We start from the raw sequence: 19,996 nt of genomic DNA, 5'->3' as shown, positions 1-19,996 counted from the left end.
TGGGTATGCCCCGGAACATCCGCATCGCCTCTGTCAACGTCAACGGGATCAGGGCGGCGGCCCGCAACGGCATGGGCGCGTGGCTGGATTCCTCCGGCGCGGACATCGTGACGCTGCAGGAGGTCCGCGGCGAGCGCGAGCACCTCGAGGCCGCGCTCCCCGGATGGCGGGTGGTCGCCGACGCGTCCCTGCAGAAGGGGCGCGCGGGCGTCGCGATCGCGAGCCGTGAGGAGTGCGCCCTATCGCGCATCGAGCTCGGCGACGACGCGCTCGAGTCGAACGGGCGCTGGATCGAGGCCGACTTCGAGCTCGGCGGCGAGACGCTGACCGTGGTGAGCGCGTACGTGTTCACGGGCGAGGCCGACACCCCGAAGCAGGAGGCCAAGTGGGCCTTCCTCGACGCCATGGAGCGCCGCCTGCCCGAGCTGTCGGCCGACGGCTCGCTCGCGCTCGTGACCGGGGACCTGAACGTCGGGCACCGTCCGCTGGACATCCGGAACTGGAAGGGCAACGTCAAGAAGGCGGGCTTCCTCGCGCGGGAGCGCGCCTACTTCGACCGCTTCCTGGGCGCCGAGGGCGAGCCGGTCGAGGGCCAGCCCGGCCTCGGTCGCGGCATGGTCGCCGAGCTGAGCGACACGCGGTCCTTCAGCGAGGGCGCCACGGGCCTCGGCTGGGTCGACGTCGGCCGGGCGGCCGCCGGCGAGGTCGACGGGCCGTACACGTGGTGGTCGATGCGCGGCAAGGCGTTCGACAACGACTCGGGCTGGCGGATCGACTACCACCTCGCCTCACCCGCCCTCGCCTCGCGCGCGTCGAACTACCGCGTGGACCGCGCCCCCTCCTACGACACCCGCTGGAGCGACCACGCCCCCGTCGTCGCCGACTACACCATCGGGAACTGACCCTCCCCGCCCACCCTCCGTCACCTGCCCTCCCGCCGCGGTCAGCGGAGGCGAAGGGATCGCGATTCGACGGACGAGGGTTTCGGGCCCCACGCTCCGACGGATCGCGATCCCGCAGCCGAAGCGGATGCCCCAGCGCGGCGACCTAGGATTGACTGGTGACCAAGCAGCGCCTCTACTCCGGAATGCAGCCCTCCGCCGATTCGCTCCAGATCGGCAACTACATCGGGGCTCTCCTGCAGTGGCGCGGCATGCAGGACGAGTACGACGCATTCTTCTCGGTCGTCGACCTGCACGCCATCACGGTGGCGCAGGACCCGGAGCACCTGCGGGAGAAGACCCGTCGCACGGCGGCGCAGTACATCGCGGCGGGGATCGAGCCGTCGCGCTCGACCCTGTACGTGCAGTCGCACGTGCGCGCGCACGCCGAGCTGGCGTGGATCCTGTCGACCATCACGGGCTTCGGCGAGGCCGGCCGGATGACGCAGTTCAAGGACAAGTCGCAGAAGCAAGGCGCGGACGCGACCAGCGTGGGCCTGTTCACGTACCCCATCCTGATGGCGGCGGACATCCTGCTGTACCAGACGGATGTGGTGCCCGTCGGCGACGACCAGAAGCAGCACGTCGAGCTGACGCGCGACCTGGCCGAGCGCTTCAACTCGCGCTTCGGCGACACGTTCGTGGTGCCGAAGCCGGTGATCCAGGCCGAGACCGCGCGCATCTACGACCTGCAGGATCCGACGTCGAAGATGTCGAAGTCGGCCGAGTCGCACGCCGGCGTGCTGTGGCTGCTGGACGAGCCGAGCGTGACCGCGAAGAAGATCATGCGCGCGGTCACCGACAGCGAGGGGTCGGTGCGCTACGACCGCGCCGAGAAGCCCGGCGTCTCGAACCTGCTGACGATCTACTCGGCGCTCTCGGGACGTCCGATCGCCGAGATCGAGGACGAGTACACGGGTCGCGGCTACGGCGACTTCAAGAAGGGCCTGCGCGACGTGGTGGTGGCGGAGTTCGAGCCGGTGCGCGCCCGCGCGCTGGAGCTGCTCGACGACCCTGCGGAGCTCGACCGCCTGCTCGCCGTGAACGCCGACCGCGCCGCGGAGATCGCGGATGCGACGCTCGCGACCGTGTACGAGCGCGTCGGCCTGCTGCGTCGTGGGTGAGCCGGTCGAGCTGCGCACCGGCCGCCTGAGGCTGTCCGCCCCCGTCGAGGCCGACGTCGACGCGATCCACCGGATCTGCCAGGACGAGCTGATCCAGCGCTACACGACCGTGCCGTCGCCGTACCGACGCGAGGACGCCGAATCGTTCGTGCGCCTCGTGGCGGAGTGGTGGGACGCCGGGTCGGAGTGCGTCTGGGCGCTGCGCGACGCCGAGGGGCTCGTGGGCATGGTGGGCCTGCACCGCATCAAGGACGGCGCGGCCGAGCTGGGCTACTGGCTGGCGCCCGAGGCGCGCGGCCGCGGCTACATGGCCGAGGCGACCCGCGCGGTGGTCGATTTCGCGTTCGGGCCGATGCGCCTGGAGCGGCTCGAGTGGCACGCGGTGGTCGGCAACACGGGATCGGCGCGCGTGGCGCAGTCCCTGGGCTTCCAGCTCGAGGGCGTCCGCCGCAGCGGCCTGGCCGGGCACGGCGCCCGCATGGACGGCTGGATCGCCGGCCTCCTCGCCACCGACCCCCGCATCCCGCAGGCCTGGTCCGTCTGACCGGCGTCCATCCGCCCCGGTCGCGGCCCGTCGCCGACACAACGCAGGACCTCCGCACGCGCGTCGGCGTGTCGGGGCGCGAAACCGACGGGACACGCCCGGGATCCCGCTGGGCTCCTGCGTTGTGTCGGGCAGCGGCCCAGTGCGGCGGGCGGGCGGCTCACGCCACGGGGCGGGTGGCGAGCAGGCCGCGGATGGCCTCGCGAAGCACGTGCGGTTCCGTGAACAGCTGGTGCGCCGTGACGCGGATCCGGGCGTAGCCCCGCGCGGCGAGTGCCATGTCGCGGCGATGGTCCTCCTGCTGCGCCTCCCACGTGCTGTGGAACTCACGACTGTCGCACTCGATGACCAGCCATCCGTCCACCACGAGGTCGACCCGACCGACGCCGTCGATCCGCTTCTGGAGCTCGATCGGCAGACCGAACTCGCGGGCGATCAGCCGAGCGTACGTCTCCGGGCCGGACTCGGCACGGCCGTCGATGAGACCGCGGATGACTCGATACCGCTCCGGCGCCAGCTGGAACAGCAGATCCAGATCGCGCTCAGACAGCTTTCCCGTGTGCAGGGCGCTGTCGATCGATGCGATCGTCGCCCGTACCCCCTGACATCCGAACGCCTGCGCAAGCGCCTCCACCAAGGGAGTCACCGTGTCATCCGGCGCGGCACCGGTGCACCTCCAGTGCACGCGTCCACGGTGGGTGGAGGGTGCTCGGACGAGGGGCGTCCGCCGATCCGCTGAGCTCCGCAGGCGCGATGCGTTCGGCGCCACCTGAACATGGAGCTCGGTCTCGTCCAGGACGAAGATCCCGAGCTCGGCGAGCCGCGAGATGCAGTCGACCCGGCCGCCGATCCGTGCCGCGGAACGCTGCCGCGGCGTGGCACCGCGCCAGAGATACACGTCGCGGCGGGCGTGAAACAGGTGCCCGCTGTCGATGGCCGCCTTGAGCGTCTTCCTGCTGTAGCCCATCGCACGGAGCTGCTGATAGCCGACCGCCGCGGTGGGCGTCGGTGCGGCGAAGGCTGCCGATGACCTGAGCATGAACCTGATCCTCCGCAGGCGCACCGCAGCCGGCAGCCGGACTCCCTGCCGATGGGGACAGATGCCGCCAGGCACGGCTTGTGGACGAGGTGCGCAGGCAGCCATCCCGACACAACGCAGGACCTCCTGGCCACCATCGGCGTGTCGGGCACCCGCCCGGCGTGGACACGCCCGGGATCCCGCTGGAGTCCTGCGTTGTGTCGGGCGGCGGGGCCGGGGCAGGATGGGCGCATGCCGGAGATGCCCGAGGTCGAGGGACTGGTCGAGTTCCTGCGGGGCAGGGTGACCGGGCTGGCGGTGAGCTCGGCGCGGCTGACGCAGATCGCCGCGCTGAAGACGTTCGACCCGCGGCTGGACGAGCTCGTCGGGCGCGAGGTCACCGAGGTGGGCCGGCACGGCAAGTTCGTGCGGATCGCCGCCGGCGACCTCCACCTCGTGTTCCACCTGGCGAAGGCCGGATGGCTGCGCTGGCACGAGACGCTGCCGGCCACCGTGATCAAGCCGGGGCGCTCCCCCATCGCGCTGCGCGTCGGCTTCGGCGACGGCTCCGGCTTCGACCTGACCGAGGCGGGCACCAAGAAGTCCCTGGCCGTCTACGTCGTGCGGGATCCCGCGGAGGTGCCCGGCATCGCGAAGCTGGGGCCGGATCCGCTGGACGACGGCTTCACACGCGACACTCTCGCCGGGCTGCTGACGGGCCGTCGCACCCAGATCAAGGGCGTCCTGCGCGACCAGCAGATCGTCGCCGGCATCGGCAACGCGTATTCCGACGAGATCCTGCACGCGGCCCGGATGTCTCCGTACGCGCTGGCGGCGAATCTGGGCGACGAGGACGTCGACCGGCTCTACGCCGCGCTGCGCGAGACGCTCACCGCCGCGGTCGAGGCCGCCCGGGGCCGCCCGCTGGCCGAGCTCAAGGACGCCAAGCGCCGGGGCATGAGCGTCCATGCGCGCGCGGGCGAGCCGTGCCCCGTGTGCGGCGACACCGTGCGCAGCGTATTCCTGGCGGACCGCAGCTTCGAGTACTGCCCCACCTGCCAGACGGGCGGCAAGGTGCTCGCGGACCGGCGCCTGTCCCGACTGCTCAAGTGAGCTGACGCATCACCTCGTCATCCCGCGACACGGGAATGAAACCCGCGCACAGGCGTTCGGCTAATCTGAGTGCAGCACACGTGCTCCGGGGTCGGTGGGAATCCGAACCGGCGGTGACAGTCCGCGAGCCGAAGCGCCAGACGCGCCAGGCTGATCCGGTGGAATTCCGGGACCGACGGTGATGTGCGACGAGAGTCGCACGAGTCCGGATGGGAGGCAGCACGACGCGCATCGCGGTGAGCCGCGGCGCCGTTCGCGACCCCGGTGTTCTGAAGGAGGGTCGCATGGCGCACAGCCCCGACGAGCCCCGCTCTGCCCTCGAGTCCCCGACCGCGCCGGTCTCGGACGCCGAGCAGAGCGCGATGGCCCGGGCGCTCGAGCTCGCCCTGCGCGGACCCCGCAGCCGCAACCCGCAGGTCGGCGCGGTCATCCTCTCGCCCACGGGCGAGGTGCTCGCCGAGGGCTGGCACCGCGGCGCCGGCACCCCGCACGCCGAGGTCGACGCCCTCTCGCGGCTGCCCGAGGGCGGCGCGCGCGGCGCGACCGCCGTGGTCACTCTGGAGCCCTGCAATCACACGGGCCGCACCGGCCCGTGCGCCGAGGCACTTCTGCGCGCCGGCGTCGCCCGCGTCGTCTACGCGCTGGACGACCCGGGCGAGGTCTCGGGCGGAGGCGCGGAGCGGCTGCGGGCCGCCGGCGTGGACGTGCAGGCCGGCGTACTGGCCGACGCGGCGCGCGCACTCATCGAGCCGTGGCTGACCGCGACCCGCCTGGGCCGCCCGCACGTCACCGTGAAGTGGGCGCAGAGCCTGGACGGCCGCGCCGCGGCCGCCGACGGGTCCAGCCAGTGGATCACCGGTCCCGAGGCTCGCGCCGACGTGCACGTGCGCCGGGCGCAGGCGGACGCGATCGTGGTCGGCACCGGCACCGTGCTGGCCGACGACCCCGCGCTGACCGCGCGCGACGGCGACCTGCTGCGTCCCGAGCAGCCCGTGCCGGTCGTGATCGGCGCCCGCGAGACTCCCCCGGACGCCGCGCTGCGGCGCCATCCGCACGAGCCGCTGTTCTACGACACCCACGACCTTGCCTTCGTGCTGGACGACCTGTGGGACCGGGGCCTGCACCGCGTGTTCATCGAGGGCGGCCCCACCCTGGCGAGCGCCTTCGTGGCGGCCGGCTTCGCCGACCGGGTGCTCGCGTACGTCGCCCCGGTGCTGCTGGGCGGCCCGCGCCTCGCGCTGACCGACGTCGGGGTGCCGTCCATCGACCGCGCCCGCCGCCTGCGGGTGATCGAGCGGATCCCGCTCGGCCCCGACACGCTGTTCGTCGCCGAGGGCGAAGACCTCGCGGATCCGGATGACCCGGCCGCGACATCCGAAGGAGAGAGCTGATGTTCACCGGGATCGTCGAGGAGATCGGCCGCATCACGGCCGTCGAGCCGTCGGGCGACGGCGTGCGCCTCACGGTGCACGCGCCGGGCGCCGTGGTCGATGTGGCGCACGGCGACTCGATCGCCGTGAGCGGCGTGTGCCTGACCGTGGTCAGCTGGACCGAGGACGGCTTCACGGCCGACGTGATGCGGCAGACGCTCGACATGTCGACGCTCGACGCCGCCATCCCCGGCACGCCGGTCAACATCGAGCGCGCGACGGCGGCCGGCGGCCGCCTCGGCGGCCACATCGTGCAGGGCCACATCGACGGCACCGGAATCGTGCGCCAGGTGCGCGACGGCGCGCAGTGGCGCGTCGTGCGGATCGCGCTGCCCGGCCACCTGGCCCCGCTGGTCGTCGACAAGGGCTCGATCGCGGTCGACGGCGTCTCGCTCACCGTCAGCGCGGTCAGCGCGGCCGGCGTCGCCGACGCGTGGTTCGAGGTGTCGCTCATCCCCGAGACGCTCGCGGCCACCACCCTCGGCGACCGCGTCGCCGGCGAGCGCGTGAACCTCGAGACCGACATCCTGGCGCGCCACGTGCAGCGTCTGCTCGCATTCGGCGCCGCGGCCCCGGCCCCCGAGCGGGCGCCCTGGTCCTTCGCGACCACCGAGGTGCCCGCCGCCGACTACTCCGTGCTCGACCCGTCCCTCGCCCCGGTTCCCGCCGCGGGCACCCGCCGTGAAGGAGGCGCCCAGTGACCGCCGAGACCGCCGAGGGCCTGGCGCCCGGAAGCCTCGCCACGATCGAGGAAGCGCTCGACGCGCTCCGCGCGGGCCGCCCCGTGATCGTGGCCGACGACGAGGACCGCGAGAACGAGGGCGACGTCGTCCTCTCCGCGCAGCTGGCCACGCCCGAGTGGATCGCATGGGCGGTGCGCTGGTCGTCGGGCTTCCTCTGCGCGCCCATGCCGCACGAGGTCGCCGACCGCCTCGACCTGCCGCCCATGGTGGAGACCAACGAGGATGCGCGCGGCACCGCCTACACCGTGAGCGTGGACGCCGCCGAGGGCGTGACGACCGGGATCAGCGCGGCCGACCGCGCCCGGACCCTGAACGTGCTCGCGGACCCGGCCTCGACCGCGCAGAGCCTGATCCGCCCCGGCCACATCCTGCCGCTGCGCGCGGTCCCCGGCGGCGTGCGCGACCGCGCCGGCCACACGGAGGCCTCGGTCGAGCTGATGCGCCTGGCCGGCCTGGAGCCGGTCGCCGTGATCGGCGAGCTCGTCGCCGAGGACGGCAGCATGATGCGGATGCCGGGGCTCATCGAGCTCGGCCGGCGCGAGGGCATCCCGGTCATCACGATCGAGCAGCTGATCGCCCACCTCGACGAGATCGACCCCCGCGGCGCCGAGCGCCCCGCGACCCGTCGCCAGGTGAGCCTGCGCGCCGACGCCACCGTGCCCACCGCGCACGGCACCTTCCGCTTCCTCGCCTACAAGGACCGCCAGACCGGCACCGACCACATCGCCGTCGTGTCGGGCGATCTCTCGGCCGATGCGCCGCTCGTGCGCGTGCACTCCGAGTGCCTGACGGGCGAGGCGTTCGGCTCGCTCAAGTGCGAGTGCGGTCCGCAGCTGGAGGCCGCGCTCGACGCGATCGAGCAGGACGGCGGCGTGGTGATCTACATGCGCGGCCACGAGGGACGCGGCATCGGGCTCATCAACAAGCTGCGCGCCTACGCGCTGCAGGAGCGGGGCCTCGACACAGTCGACGCGAACACGGCGCTCGGCCTCCCCGCCGACGCGCGCGACTACGCGGCGGCTGCCGGCATCCTCGCGGATCTCGGCATCGAGAGGATCCGGCTGCTCACGAACAACACCGACAAGGTCGCCCAGCTGCGCGGCTTCGGGCTCGACGTCGTCGAGCAGGTGCCGCTGATCGTGGGCGTCGGCCCGAACAACCACCAGTACCTCGAGACCAAGCGGGACCGCATGGGTCATATCATCGGCGAGGACGAGCTGGCCGACGCGATCGCGCGCATGCACGAAGGGGGAGCACGATGAGCGGCAAGGGAGCACCGGAGCGCACCGGACTCGACGGATCCGGCCTGGAGGTCGTGATCGTCGCCGGCACGTGGCACGAGACCATCACGGAGGCGCTCATCGCGGGGGCGCAGCGCACGCTCGAGGCCGCGGGCGCCACGCACCGGCTGATCCGCGTGGCGGGATCGTTCGAGCTCCCGGTCGTCGCCAAGGCGGCGCTCGAGGCCGGCGCCGACGCGGTGGTCGCGCTGGGCGTGATCATCCGAGGCGGCACGCCGCACTTCGAGTTCGTCTCCTCGGCCGCGACCGACGGGCTCACGCGCGTCGCGCTCGACACGGGCAAGCCGGTCGGCTTCGGCGTGCTCACGCTCGACGACGAGGAGCAGGGGATCGAGCGCTCGGGCCTGCCCGGCTCCAAGGAGGACAAGGGCGCGGAGGCGGCGGACGCGGCCCTGCGCACGGCGCTCACGCTGCGCGAGCTCCGCGCCTGACACCTCGAGACGCAAGTGAGGCCCCGCAGATCGCACAGATCTGCGGGGCCTTCACTCATCGTTGTGCGAAGTGCTCAGTGCGAGCGGATGACGATCCGCTGAACCGAGCGAAAGTGACATCCCTACGCGCATAGACTTTGGGTTTGCATTGCGGCTGAGAGGGCCGCGATACCCGTCCGTTCCGTCACCTCAGACAGGCATGTCCATGACCACCGCTGTTCAGACCCCCTCGGGTCCCGCCTCCCAGCCGGTGAACTCGCGCTCGCGCGTGATCACCGCGAGCCTGGTCGGCACCACGATCGAGTTCTACGACTTCTACGCGTACGCCACGGCCGCCGTGCTCGTGTTCCCCGCGCTCTTCTTCCCCACCGGGAACCCGACGACGGCGCTGCTCGCCTCGTTCGCGACGTTCGGCGCCGCCATGGTCGCCCGCCCGATCGGCGCGATCGTGTTCGGCCACTTCGGCGACCGCTTCGGCCGCAAGGCGACGCTCGTCGCGTCGCTGCTCACGATGGGTATCGCGACGTTCCTGATCGGCCTGCTGCCGACCTTCCAGACCATCGGCTGGTTCGCCGCGTTCCTGCTGCTGATCATGCGCCTCGCGCAGGGCTTCGCGCTCGGCGGCGAGTGGTCGGGCGCCGCGCTCGTCGCGACCGAGAACGCCCCGGCGGGCAAGCGCGCGCTGTACGGCACGTTCCCGCAGCTGGGCGCGCCCATCGGCTTCATCATCGCCAACGGCCTGTTCCTGATCATCAACTTCTCGATGCCCGGCGAGAACGGCGCCCCCTCGGAGGCGTTCCTCGCGTGGGGCTGGCGCATCCCGTTCCTGTTCTCGGCCGTCATGGTCATCGTGGGCCTCTGGGTCCGCCTGAAGCTCGTCGAGTCGGCCAGCTTCGAGAAGGCGCAGAAGCAGGGCGCGATCAAGCGCTTCCCGCTCGGCGAGACGTTCCGCCGCTACTGGAAGCAGCTCATCCTCGGCACGTTCATCATGCTGGCGACCTACGTGCTGTTCTACCTGCTGACGAGCTTCATGCTGTCGTACGGCACCAAGGCGCAGGCCGCCCCCGAGGGCTACGACGCCGCCGCGAGCGGCCCGTGGGTGCCCGGTCTCGGCTTCACCTACGTCGAGTTCGTCCTGATGCAGATCGTCGGCGTCGTGTTCTTCGGCATCTTCACGATCGTGGCCGGCCCGCTGGCCGACCGCCTCGGCCGCCGCAAGGTGCTCATCGCGGTCACGATCGGGATCATCGTGTTCGGTGCCCTCTTCCCGGTGTTCCTGCTGCCGCAGGGCGCCGCGACCGGCCCGCTGGTGATCTTCTTCCTGATCCTCGGCTTCGCGCTGATGGGCTCGACGTTCGGCCCCATGGGCGCGCTGCTGCCCGAGCTGTTCCCGACCCATGTCCGCTACACCGGCTCGGCCGTCGCGTACAACGTGTCCTCGATCCTGGGTGCCGCCCTGGCGCCGATGGTCGCGGTCGTGCTGTGGGCGGCCGGCGGCGGCAACCCGTGGCTCGTGGGCCTGTACCTCTCGGGCGCGGGCGTCCTCACGCTCGTGGCGCTGATCCTGTCGCGCGAGACCAAGGACGTCGACTACGACGCCGTCGAGATCCTTCCCTGATCGCCCGCGCATCGGCGAGGCCCCTCGGATCATCCGTGGGGCCTCGCCTCTTCTCCGGCGTCAGAGGCCGTAGCCCTCGAGCAGCCGCAGCCAGAACTCGCTGAGCGTGGGGTACGCCGGCACCGCGTGCCACAGCCGGGAGAGCGGCACCTCCCCGGTGATCGCGATCGTCGCGGCGTGGATGAGCTCCCCCACCCCCGGCCCCACGAGCGTGACGCCGACCAGGACGCCGCGGTCCTCGTCCACGACCGCGCGCGCCCGGCCGACGTAGTCGTCGGCGATCAGACCCGCGCCGGCCACGTCGCCGAGCTCGTAGTCGACCACCCGGATGCGCAGGCCCCGTTCCTCGGCCTGGGCCGCGGTCAGACCGGCCGAGGCGACCTCCGGGTCGGTGAAGACCACCTGCGGCACGGCCGCGTGGTCGGCCGTCGCGACGTGCCGGCCCCACGGCGCGTCGTCGACCCGCTCGCCGCGGGCGCGGGCCGCGATCGCGTCCCCAGCCGCGCGCGCCTCGTACTTGCCCTGGTGGGTGAGGAGGACCCGCCCGGCCGCGTCGCCCACGGCGTAGAGCCAGTCGGATCCGCGCACCCGCATCGTGTCGTCGACGCCGAGGCGACCGCGGTCGTCGAGCAGCTCGTCGAGGCCGATGCCGTCCAGGCGCGGTCGCCGGCCGGTCGCGGCGACGACCTCGTCGGCGAGCAGGTCGCCGTCCTCGAGCCGGATGCGCACGGCGCCGTCGTCCGTGCGGGCGACCTCCGCCGGCTGCGCGTCCTCCCGCACCTGGACGCCGCGCTCGCGCAGGGCGTCGCGCACGGCCTCCCCCGCGAACGGCTCGAGCTCGTGGAGCAGGGGGCTGCGCGAGAGGAGCGTCACCTCGCTGCCGAGATCCGCGAACACGGTGGCCACCTCGACCGCGACGACCCCGCCGCCGATCACCGCCAGGCGCGCGGGCACGGCCCGGGCCGACGTCGCCTCGCGGCTGCCCCACGGGCGCGCGTCGCGCAGCCCCGGGATGTCGGGGATGTGCGGCTCGCTCCCGGTCGCGACCACGACGGCATGCCGCGCGACCAGCTCGACGTCGCCGCCGTCACCCTCGACCACGACCCGCCGCTCCCCCGCGACGCGGCCCCGCCCGCGGATCAGGTCGATGCCTGCGCCCGTGAGCCAGCGCACCTGACCCGAGTCGTCCCACTCGGCCGCGAACGCGTCGCGCCGTCGCAGCACCTCGGCCGGGTCGAGCTCCCCGCCGCTGAGGCCCCGCACCGCTCGCGCCGCCCGCAGGGCTGCGCCAGGGCGCAGCAGCGCCTTGGAGGGCATGCACGCCCAGTACGAGCACTCGCCGCCGACCAGCTCCCGTTCGACGATCACCGCCTCGAGCCCGCCTCGCACGGCCCGGTCGGCCACGTTCTCGCCGACCGGCCCGGCCCCGATCACCACCACATCCGTCTCGCGCACCGTCATGCTCCGACGCTACGCCCGGGCGGGGGCGGATGGGCCGGTGACCGACCACGACGACCGCGATAGCGTGAGGGCATGGACTTCCTCGAGACTCTGCGCGACATCGTCGTTCTGGTGCACCTGGCCGGCTTCGCGATCCTGTTCGGGTCGTGGGCCGTGGAGGCCGCGGCGAAGCGGTACCAGGCGACGCCCCTCATGAACGCGGGCCTCGGCCTCGCATTCCTGGCCGGCCTCGTGCTGTCGGCGCCGTGGGGCCTGGGCGACGGCGAGCTGAACTACATGAAGATCGGCATCAAGCTGGTCGTGCTCGTGATCATCGGCGCGCTGATCGGCATCAGCACCAGCCGGGCCAAGAAGGGCAGCCCTGTGCCGCCGGCGTTCTTCTGGCTGATCGGCGCCCTCACGCTGCTGAACGCGGGTCTCGCCGTCATCTGGTGACGCCTCGACGCACGAAGCGGCCGCTCCCGGATGGGGCGGCCGCTTCGTCGTCGGGCTTCGACTCGCTCCGCTCGCTCAGCCCGTTTCGACTCCGGTGCCGGCGCGCCTCCGCTCAACGACCAACGGAACCGGAGCGTCGGCTTCGACTCGCTCCGCTCGCTCAGCCCGTTTCGACTCCGGCGCCGGCGCGCCTCCGCTCAACGACCAATACACACCCTGCTCACTTACCGCCGTGCGAGCGAAGCGAGCGTGGAGCGAAGCGACCAATCGCAGCGCGAAGCGCTGCCGAACGGAGCGAAGCGACGTTCCTCGCTCGCGAAGGGCCCCCGAAGGGGCGCCCGCACGCGTGCGACCGCTTCTAAACAAGAGGCGTGCCGTGGGTGTGGAACGTCTCGATGGTCTTCATGCCCCAGGCCTGGCCCTTGCGGCGCTCGGCCTCCGACCATTCCACGACCGGCTGGTCGGGGTCCAGCAGCAGGCGCGCACCGGCGTTGGCGAACTCGATCCGGTTGCCGCCCGGCTCCCACACGTACAGGAAGAACGTCTGGTTGATGGCGTGCTTGTGCGGGCCCGACTCGATGTGGATGCCGTTCTCGAGGAAGATGTCGGCCGCCTTCAGGATGTCCTCGCGCGTGTCGGGCGCGAACGCGATGTGGTGCAGGCGGTTGCCGTGCTTGGTCCAGTCGTCGCTGTAGACGACATCGTACGACTTGAGCGAGAAGTGGAACCACCACGCCGCGAAGCGGCCGTTGTCGAGCCGGATGCGCTCGGACTCCCGCATCCCGAGCGCCTTCGCGAGGAACTCGCCGTTGGCCTCGACGTCCTTGGCGAGGTAGTTGATGTGGTCGATGCGGCGGGCGTTGACGCCGCGCCCGGGGAACCGCGAGGCCTGGTTCTTGAGCGCGGGGCGGTCCTCGTCGCCTGCGACGTAGCGCTCGGTCTCGTAGTAGATCGCCATCTCGTGGCCGTCGGGGTCGTGGAACCGGTAGGTCGGGCCGGTACCCACCTCGCCGTCGACCCAACCGTCTCCGAGCCCCATCTCCTCGATCGCCGCGACCCGGCGCTCGAGCGCCTCCTGGCTGATCGCCCGGAAGGACGTGCGCCCGACCCCGGCCTGGTCCCGTGCCGTGAGCTTGATCGTGTAGAGCTCGTAGTCGTCCCACGTGCGCAGGTACACGGAGTCGCCGTGCTCGGCGACTACGCGCATCGCGAGCAGCTCCTCGAAGAACCATCGGCTCTTCTCGAACTCGGGCGTGAACAGCTCGACGTTGGCGAGGTGCGCGACGTCGAAGACGGTGGAGTCTGTCATGTGGTGTCCTCTCTGACAGCCGGGGCTCAGGTGCGGGGCCGGGGGTACACGGTTCCGTCGAAGATGCGGCGGGCCGTGCGCAGCGCCGCCGAGCGCATCACGTGGGCGGCGCCGTCGGGGCCGCGGGTCAGCGCCACGTCGACGTCGAAGTGCCCCGTGGGATGCTCCACGACGAAGGGGCGACCGGGGTCGGGGATCCGGCCGAGCGCATGGCCGATGGATCCCTCCGCCAGCACACCCGCCGCGACGGTGAGCGCGCCCAGCACGCCGATCGATGTGTGCACGCGGTGCGGCAGGAAGCTGCGCGTGGCGATCGCGCCACCGTGGCGCGGCGCGCTGAGCAGCACCATCTTGGGCACGGTCGCCGCGCTGACGTCGCCGAGTCCCATCCGCTCGGCCGCGAGCGCGCGGATGCGCTCGAGCCTGTCCTTGAGGGCGGTGTCGGCCTCGAGCGCGGCGGGCTCCTCGTCGCCCTCGAGCCCGAGGTCGGATGCGCGCAGCAGCACCGTCGGCATGCCGTTGTCGACGCACGTGATGCGAACGCCGTCGACATCGTCGGCGACGGCGCCCGTCGGGAAGAGGGCGCCGGTCGACGACCCGGCTGTGCCCTCGAAGTCCAGCGCGATCGCGCCCGCGGTTCCCGGCACGCCGTCGATCGCGAGGTCGCCGTCGTAGTCGACGGCCCCGCCGGGCGTGGCGAACGTCGCGGTCGCGACCCCGCCGGTGTTGACCATCCGGATGCGCACGCTCGTCCGCTCGCCGCCCGCCGGCACGAGTCCGCGCTCGACGGCGAACGGGCCGACGCCGGCCAGGATGTTGCCGCAGTTCTGCCGGTCGGTCACGAAGGCATCGTCGACCCCGACCTGGAGGAAGAGGTAGTCGACGTGGGCGTCCGGGCTCTCCGACGGCGAGACCACGGCGACCTTCGAGGTGAGCGGATGCGCGCCGCCCAGCCCGTCGATCTGCCGCGGGTCGGGCGTGCCCATGATCCGCATCAGCAGGTCGTCGCGCCCGGCGACGTCGGCCGGCAGATCGGACGCCAGGAAGTACGCGCCCTTCGAAGTGCCGCCGCGCATCAGCAGGCAGCGGATGCCGGGTTCAGCGGCCATCCGAGCCCTCGTACTCGGCCTGCGAGACGTACGTGACCCCGAGGTCGGCGAGCAGCGGCCGCAGCCCCTTGCGGTCGAGGCTGAGCTCGGCGCCGCTGCCGTAGGCCGCACGGTCCGCGTCCTCCTTCGCGACGCGGGCGTCGGCCGCGGCGAGCGCCGTCTCCGCGCCGGCACGCGGCACGCATACGACGCCGTCGTCGTCCGCGATCACCACGTCGCCAGGATGGACCAGCATCCCGTCGATCACGACGGGCACGTTCACCGACCCGGCCGTGGCCTTGACGGTCCCCTGGGAGTGCACGCCGTTCGACCACGCGGGGAAGCCCATGTCGCGCAGCTCCTGCGTGTCCCGCACCCCGGTCGCGGTGACGAGGCCTCGCACGCCGCGGGCCTTGAGCGCGGTGGCGAACAGGTCGCCGAACGCGCCATCGGTGGACGGCGAGGTGGTCGCGACGACGAGGAGGTCGCCGGCCCGGCACTGCTCGATCGCGGCGTGGATCATGAGGTTGTCCCCCGGCCAGCTGAGCACGGTCACGGCCGTGCCCGCCACCCGCGCCCCCTGCTGGATGGGCCGGATCGACGGGCCCGCCAGTCCCACGCGGCCGATCGCCTCGTGCACGGTCGCGACGCCGTGCGCGGCGAGCGCGTCGACGACCGCCGCGTCGGCGCGTGCGATGTCGGTGACGACCACTCCGAGGGCGCTCATGCGGATCCTCAGTCGAGGACCGAGGTGACCTGCGGGTAGTACCGCATGTACGCCTCGCCCATGGTGTCGTGGGGCAGACCCAGGTTCGGCCCGGCGTTGCGCCTGACCTGCACGCCGCGGCGCACGGCGAGCGCGGTGTAGTACTCCCACATGTGCTTCTGGGCGGGCAGGCACTCCATTGCCGCCTTCTTCCGGGGGAAGGCCTCGGTGATGTCGAGGAGCACGTTCGGCTTGAAGTCGGACTGCTCGGGCTGGTGCGGCTCGAAGAAGAAGACCGGCGGCGCCCCGATGATCTCGTCCTTCGCGGGGTACGTCCCGTCGGAGTTCGCCACGCCGATCGCCTGCGCCAGCACGCGGGCCTGCAGGGCCATCCGCGCGGCGGCGGGATGGTCGCCGTTGTACGGGTCCGACAGCGGGTGCGTGAGGACGACGGTGGGCTGCACGCGGCGCATGACGTCCACCAGCCGCTGCACGGCCTCGGGGCTCTCGATCAGCGGGTAGTCGCCCAGGTCGAGGAACTCGATGTCGGCGCCCAGCGCCGCGGCGGCCGCCTCGGCCTCCTCGCGGCGGACCGACTTGATCTCGTCGAGGGCCCTGCCCGCGAGCCACTGGCTGGCGGACTCGCCGCGCTCGCCGTAGGACAGGCAGACGACCGTGGCGCGCTCGCCCCGCAGCGCGGCCGCGGCGATCGCCCCGCCCGCGCGCCAGACGAAGTCTCCGGCGTGCGCGCTCACGACGAGAAGCGACGGCTCTGTCTCTGCCATGCGGCGATCCGTTTCGTGTCGGGGCCCGGGATTATGCATTCCGCGTGCCCAGTGAACCATCCCCTGGTGCGGTGGTCAAGATAATGTCTACAATCCTGGTGACATCAGACGCGACGGGCAAAGGAGCCTCATGGCGCAGAACCTGCAGGAGCTGCTCGACGAGCACGGCGACACGGTCGAGATGCTGCGGAACTCCCGGCTCGGCACCTACATCTACCCGGTGGTGCCCAGCGAGTTCAGCAACTGGCGGCGCGAGCAGAAGGCCTGGCGTCAGACCGCGGTCCTCTACGACCAGACGCACCACATGGTGAACTTCTTCCTGTCGGGCCCCGACGCTCTGAGGCTGCTCAGCGACACCGGCATCAACAGCTTCGCGAACTTCCCGGTCGACACGGCCAAGCAGTTCGTGCCGGTCGCCTCGAACGGCGGCGTCATCGGCGACGGCATCCTGTTCCACGAGGCCGAGCTGGACTACGTGTACGTCGGCCGCGCACCGGTCGCGAACTGGCTGCAGTTCCACGCCGAGACGGGCGGGTACGACGTCGAGTTCCGCTACGACGACCGCTCCCCCTCGCGCCCGTACGGCCAGGCCGTCCACCGGGAGTACTACCGCTTCCAGATCCAGGGCCCGCGCGCGTGGGACATCATCGAGAAGCTGAACGGCGGCGCGCTCGAGCAGGTGAAGTTCTTCCACATGGGCCACCTGCCCATCGCGGGCCGGCAGGTCCGCACCCTGCGCCACGGCATGGCGGGCGCGCCCGGGCTCGAGCTGTGGGGCCCGTACGAGGACCACATGCTGATCCGCGACGCGATCCTCGAGGCGGGCGCCGAGTTCGGGATCGAGCCGTGCGGATCGCGCGCCTACTCGTCGAACACGCTCGAGTCCGGATGGATCCCCTCCCCGCTGCCGGCGATCTACTCGAGCGAGGCCGAGCGCCGCTACCGCGAGTGGCTGCCCGTCACGAGCTACGAGGCGATCAACGCGGTCGCCGGATCCTTCGTCTCGGACGACATCGAGGACTACTACCTCAATCCCTGGGAGCTGGGCTACGGCTCGTTCGTCAAGTTCGACCACGACTTCATCGGCCGCGACGCCCTCGAGAAGATCGAGCCCGAACGGCAGCGACGCAAGGTCACGCTCGCGTGGAACGACGAGGACCTCGCCAAGATCCTCACGACGGTCCTCGACCGGGACGGCGACGGCTACCAGTTCTTCGACCTGCCGAACGCCAACTACGGCTCCAGCAACTTCGACTCCGTGATCGACGCGGACGGCAAGGTCGTCGGGCTCTCCCTGTTCACCGGCGTCACGGCGAACGAGAAGCGGGGCCTGTCGCTCGCCACCGTGGACCGAGACGTGCCGGAGGGCGCCGAGGTCCGCGTGATCTGGGGAGAGCCGGACGGCGGCTCCGGCAAGACCACGGTCGAGCCGCACCGCCAGATCGAGGTGCGTGCGGTCGTCAGCCCGGTGCCCTACGCGGAGACCGCCCGCACGGAGTACCACGGCGGCTGGCGCTCGACAGGCGCGCTCTGAGGCGGATCAGGCGCGCTCGGCGAGGATGCGCTGGAGCCAGGCATGCGTCGAGCGCGTCATGTCCGCCGGCACGCCGGCCTCGTCGAGCAGCGCCAGGGCGTCCCGCATCTCGTGCTCGCGACGCTCGGCGTGCGTGTAGGTGCCGGCGACCAGCCTGTCCACGATGGCGTCACCGTCGGGGCCCAGCTCGGCGGCGATCTGCGCGCGCAGCCAGCCCTCGGCGCCGGCGGCCCTCGCGGCGCCGAGGCTCTCGAGCACGAGCGCGGCGAGGCCCTTCATGAACGTGGCCCGCAGCAGCTTCAGGCGGGCGGCGGCGCCGATGCCGCCCGGCACGACGTCGACCGGCACGCCGAACGGGCGCATCCGCTCCGCGAACTCCTCCGCGGCGCCACCGCTGGCGAGCAGCGGCGTCCGGTGGTCCGCGCGCGGCACAGGCGCCAGCACGGCGACGTCGGTCACGCGCATGCTGGCCGCGGCGGCCACCTCGGCCACGGCGCGCTTGGTCTCGAGCGCCGCCGTGTTGAGATCGGCGAGCAGGGTCCCGGGTGCCATCCACGCGACCGCGTCGCGCGCGGCCTCGACGGAGGCCCGCGCTCCGACCAGGCTGAGCACGATCTCGGCGCCGTCGACGCACTCCGCCAGCCGATCGCGCTGCCCCGCCCCCGGCACGACGACGTGGGGGTCGTACCCCGCGACCTCGGCGCCGGCGGCCGCGAGGCCCCGCGCGTATCGGCTTCCCGCCTCGCCCAGCCCCATCACCGCGATGCGCGTCATGGCGTCAATGTACGACCCGGTAACGATTCGCGCCACGATTGTTGACACCAGGTACCTATGTCCATAGCCTTCCGATACCGGAGCACCGACGCTCCCACCCGACGCGGCACAACCGCGGGATCGCTCCGGACGACTGACCCGACGCACAGGAGACAGGAGCGATGGCCGCTCGACTCACCCTGCAGGACGTGAACCTCCGCTTCGGCGGCGTGACGGTGCTGCACGACGTGGGCTTCACGGTCGAGCCCGGCGAGATCCTCGGTCTCGTGGGCCCGAACGGCGCCGGCAAGACCTCGCTGTTCAACTGCATCAGCGGTCACTACCGCCCCTCATCCGGGTCGATCGCGATCGACGGCGCCGAGGTCAGCGGATCGCACCCGTCACGCCTGGCCGGCCACGGCCTCGCGCGCACGTTCCAGCACCCGGCGCTGCAGCTGCACGCCACCGTGCTCGAGAACGTCCTGCTCGGCGGCCACACCCGCCTGCCGGCCGGCCCGCTGGCCTGGTCCCTGCGCGTGCCTCCGACCGGTCGGCGTGAGCGGGAGCTGCGCGAGGAGGCACTCGCGCTCCTCGAGAAGCACCGCCTCGGCTGGGCCGCGCATCTCACCGCGGACGAGCTCTCGCACGGCCTGCACAAGGGCGTCGAGCTGTGCCGGGCGCTGCTGATGCGGCCGAGTCTCCTGCTGCTGGACGAGCCGGCCGCCGGCCTGTCGCACGGCGAGGTGCAGCGCTTCATCGAGACGGTCCGGGACCTGCGCGCGAACGAGGACATCACGATCGTGATCGTCGAGCACCACATGGGCCTGATCTCCGCGCTCACCGACCGCGTGGTCGTGCTCGACCACGGCCGCAAGCTCATGGAGGGCACGGCGGCCGAGGCGCAGGCGGATCCGCGCGTGATCGAGGCCTACATCGGCAAGGAGGCGGCGGATGACGCTGCTTGAGCTGACCGACGTGACCGCCTCGTACGGGCCCGTGCAGGTGCTCGAGGGGGTGTCGCTGAGCGTGCCGGAGGGCGGGGCCGTGGGCATCCTGGGCGCGAACGGCGCCGGGAAGACCACGACCCTGCGAGCGATCAGCGGCGTGGTGCGCACGGGCGGAGGCATCGTGTTCGACGGACAGAGCATCCGCGGCCTGCGCCCCGACCAGGTCGCCGCCCGGGGAATCGCGCACGTGCCCGAGGGCCGCGGCACGCTGCCCAACCTGACGGTCCGCGAGAACCTCCTGGTCGGCGCATACCTGCGCAAGGACCGCCGTGCGATCGCGGGCGACATCGACTACCTGCTCGACCTGTTCCCCAATCTTCACGAGCGCATCGGGTCGAACGCGTCGGCGCTGTCGGGCGGCGAGCAGCAGATGCTCGCGGTGGGCCGCGCCTTCATGGCGAGGCCGCGCCTGCTGCTGCTCGACGAGCCGTCGCTCGGACTGGCGCCCAGCACCGCCAAGAACGTGTACGACGCGATCCGGCGCCTGCGCCTCGAGTCGGGCATCGCGATGCTCGTGGTCGAGCAGAACGCGAACCTCGCCTTCGGGATCGTCGACACCGCCACGGTGCTCGAGACCGGCCGCAGTGTGCTCACCGGCACGTCGGCCGAGCTGAGGGGCCGTGACGAGATCCGCCGGGCGTACCTGGGAGGCTGA

Annotated in this window: 20 protein-coding genes and 1 riboswitch; of the genes, 13 read left to right on the top strand and 7 right to left on the bottom strand. The window is 72.1% G+C overall.

Annotation, left to right across the window (positions count from 1 at the left end):
- The first annotated feature begins 5 nt into the window (after positions 1-5).
- The 3 genes from ACYVGN_RS11975 to ACYVGN_RS11965 all read left to right on the top strand — a co-directional run bounded on the left by ACYVGN_RS11975 (position 6) and on the right by ACYVGN_RS11965 (position 2,609).
- A complete protein-coding gene (locus tag ACYVGN_RS11975) occupies positions 6-902 on the top strand; it encodes an exodeoxyribonuclease III (protein ID WP_460791030.1) in 897 nt (298 codons plus the stop codon).
- 158 nt (positions 903-1,060) lie between these two features.
- Positions 1,061-2,065, top strand: coding sequence for a tryptophan--tRNA ligase (trpS, locus tag ACYVGN_RS11970; protein WP_460791029.1), 1,005 nt, complete (start codon positions 1,061-1,063; stop codon positions 2,063-2,065).
- A complete protein-coding gene (locus ACYVGN_RS11965; RefSeq protein ID WP_460791027.1) occupies positions 2,058-2,609 on the top strand; it encodes a GNAT family N-acetyltransferase in 552 nt (183 codons plus the stop codon). The genes trpS and ACYVGN_RS11965 overlap by 8 nt, the downstream gene beginning before the upstream one ends.
- A gap of 160 nt (positions 2,610-2,769) precedes the next feature.
- On the opposite strand, the gene ACYVGN_RS11960 is transcribed toward ACYVGN_RS11965, so the two are convergent.
- A complete protein-coding gene (locus tag ACYVGN_RS11960) occupies positions 2,770-3,723 on the bottom strand; it encodes an endonuclease domain-containing protein (RefSeq protein ID WP_460791025.1) in 954 nt (317 codons plus the stop codon).
- A 156-nt stretch (positions 3,724-3,879) separates the two neighbouring features.
- Between ACYVGN_RS11960 and ACYVGN_RS11955 the strand changes: the two genes are divergently transcribed.
- The 6 genes from ACYVGN_RS11955 (at position 3,880) to ACYVGN_RS11930 (ending at position 10,263) form a co-directional block, all read left to right on the top strand.
- Complete coding sequence (locus tag ACYVGN_RS11955; protein WP_460791023.1) at positions 3,880-4,740, top strand: Fpg/Nei family DNA glycosylase; 861 nt, start codon at positions 3,880-3,882, stop codon at positions 4,738-4,740.
- Positions 4,741-4,818: 78 nt separating this feature from the next.
- Positions 4,819-4,965, top strand: a riboswitch (FMN riboswitch).
- A gap of 59 nt (positions 4,966-5,024) precedes the next feature.
- Complete coding sequence (gene ribD / locus ACYVGN_RS11950) at positions 5,025-6,131, top strand: bifunctional diaminohydroxyphosphoribosylaminopyrimidine deaminase/5-amino-6-(5-phosphoribosylamino)uracil reductase RibD (protein WP_460791021.1); 1,107 nt, start codon at positions 5,025-5,027, stop codon at positions 6,129-6,131.
- Positions 6,131-6,871: a riboflavin synthase gene (locus ACYVGN_RS11945; RefSeq protein WP_082543045.1), complete on the top strand. Its 741-nt coding sequence runs from the start codon at positions 6,131-6,133 to the stop codon at positions 6,869-6,871. Before ribD ends, ACYVGN_RS11945 begins: the two co-directional genes overlap by 1 nt.
- Positions 6,868-8,175, top strand: a complete 1,308-nt coding sequence (ribA, locus tag ACYVGN_RS11940) for a GTP cyclohydrolase II (protein ID WP_460791019.1) — start codon at positions 6,868-6,870, stop codon at positions 8,173-8,175. The genes ACYVGN_RS11945 and ribA overlap by 4 nt, the downstream gene beginning before the upstream one ends.
- The gene (gene ribH / locus ACYVGN_RS11935) at positions 8,172-8,645 is read left to right on the top strand and encodes a 6,7-dimethyl-8-ribityllumazine synthase (RefSeq protein WP_055990474.1); all 474 of its coding nucleotides are present in this window, start codon (positions 8,172-8,174) and stop codon (positions 8,643-8,645) included. Before ribA ends, ribH begins: the two co-directional genes overlap by 4 nt.
- Positions 8,646-8,850: 205 nt before the next feature.
- On the top strand, positions 8,851-10,263 hold the full coding sequence (locus ACYVGN_RS11930; protein ID WP_055990477.1) for an MFS transporter: 1,413 nt from the start codon (positions 8,851-8,853) through the stop codon (positions 10,261-10,263).
- A 60-nt stretch (positions 10,264-10,323) separates the two neighbouring features.
- Here the strand turns inward: ACYVGN_RS11930 and ACYVGN_RS11925 are convergent, their stop codons facing one another.
- Positions 10,324-11,724: a dihydrolipoyl dehydrogenase family protein gene (locus tag ACYVGN_RS11925; protein ID WP_460791017.1), complete on the bottom strand. Its 1,401-nt coding sequence runs from the start codon at positions 11,722-11,724 to the stop codon at positions 10,324-10,326.
- 72 nt (positions 11,725-11,796) lie between these two features.
- Here ACYVGN_RS11925 and ACYVGN_RS11920 point away from each other — a divergent pair, with 72 nt between their 5' ends.
- Positions 11,797-12,159 (top strand): hypothetical protein, encoded by a 363-nt coding sequence (locus ACYVGN_RS11920; protein WP_055990483.1) that lies wholly within the window; start codon positions 11,797-11,799, stop codon positions 12,157-12,159.
- 358 nt (positions 12,160-12,517) lie between these two features.
- Here ACYVGN_RS11920 and ACYVGN_RS11915 read toward each other — a convergent pair whose 3' ends face one another.
- From ACYVGN_RS11915 to ACYVGN_RS11900, 4 genes are read right to left on the bottom strand one after another with little or no spacing between them, the layout of a single operon-like run.
- Complete coding sequence (locus ACYVGN_RS11915) at positions 12,518-13,468, bottom strand: VOC family protein (RefSeq protein WP_460791015.1); 951 nt, start codon at positions 13,466-13,468, stop codon at positions 12,518-12,520.
- 26 nt (positions 13,469-13,494) lie between these two features.
- Positions 13,495-14,577 (bottom strand): 4-oxalomesaconate tautomerase, encoded by a 1,083-nt coding sequence (locus ACYVGN_RS11910; protein ID WP_460791013.1) that lies wholly within the window; start codon positions 14,575-14,577, stop codon positions 13,495-13,497.
- Entirely contained in the window at positions 14,567-15,283 is a 717-nt protein-coding gene (locus ACYVGN_RS11905; RefSeq protein ID WP_055990491.1) for a 4-carboxy-4-hydroxy-2-oxoadipate aldolase/oxaloacetate decarboxylase, read from the bottom strand. Before ACYVGN_RS11905 ends, ACYVGN_RS11910 begins: the two co-directional genes overlap by 11 nt.
- Before the next feature lie 8 nt (positions 15,284-15,291).
- Positions 15,292-16,047, bottom strand: coding sequence for a PIG-L deacetylase family protein (locus ACYVGN_RS11900; protein ID WP_460791012.1), 756 nt, complete (start codon positions 16,045-16,047; stop codon positions 15,292-15,294).
- Positions 16,048-16,177: 130 nt separating this feature from the next.
- Here ACYVGN_RS11900 and ligM point away from each other — a divergent pair, with 130 nt between their 5' ends.
- Entirely contained in the window at positions 16,178-17,581 is a 1,404-nt protein-coding gene (gene ligM / locus ACYVGN_RS11895; RefSeq protein WP_460791010.1) for a vanillate/3-O-methylgallate O-demethylase, read from the top strand.
- Positions 17,582-17,587: 6 nt separating this feature from the next.
- Here the strand turns inward: ligM and ACYVGN_RS11890 are convergent, their stop codons facing one another.
- Complete coding sequence (locus ACYVGN_RS11890; RefSeq protein WP_460791009.1) at positions 17,588-18,355, bottom strand: DUF1932 domain-containing protein; 768 nt, start codon at positions 18,353-18,355, stop codon at positions 17,588-17,590.
- A 161-nt stretch (positions 18,356-18,516) separates the two neighbouring features.
- On the opposite strand from ACYVGN_RS11890, the gene ACYVGN_RS11885 reads away from it, so the two are divergent.
- A complete protein-coding gene (locus ACYVGN_RS11885; RefSeq protein WP_055990499.1) occupies positions 18,517-19,299 on the top strand; it encodes an ABC transporter ATP-binding protein in 783 nt (260 codons plus the stop codon).
- Positions 19,286-19,996 (top strand): ABC transporter ATP-binding protein, encoded by a 711-nt coding sequence (locus tag ACYVGN_RS11880; RefSeq protein WP_460791007.1) that lies wholly within the window; start codon positions 19,286-19,288, stop codon positions 19,994-19,996. The genes ACYVGN_RS11885 and ACYVGN_RS11880 overlap by 14 nt, the downstream gene beginning before the upstream one ends.

It is taken from the genome of Microbacterium lacusdiani (assembly GCF_054779895.1).
The sequence above is the reverse complement of the archived record's forward strand: the minus strand, read 5'-3'. Positions and strand labels throughout refer to the sequence as shown.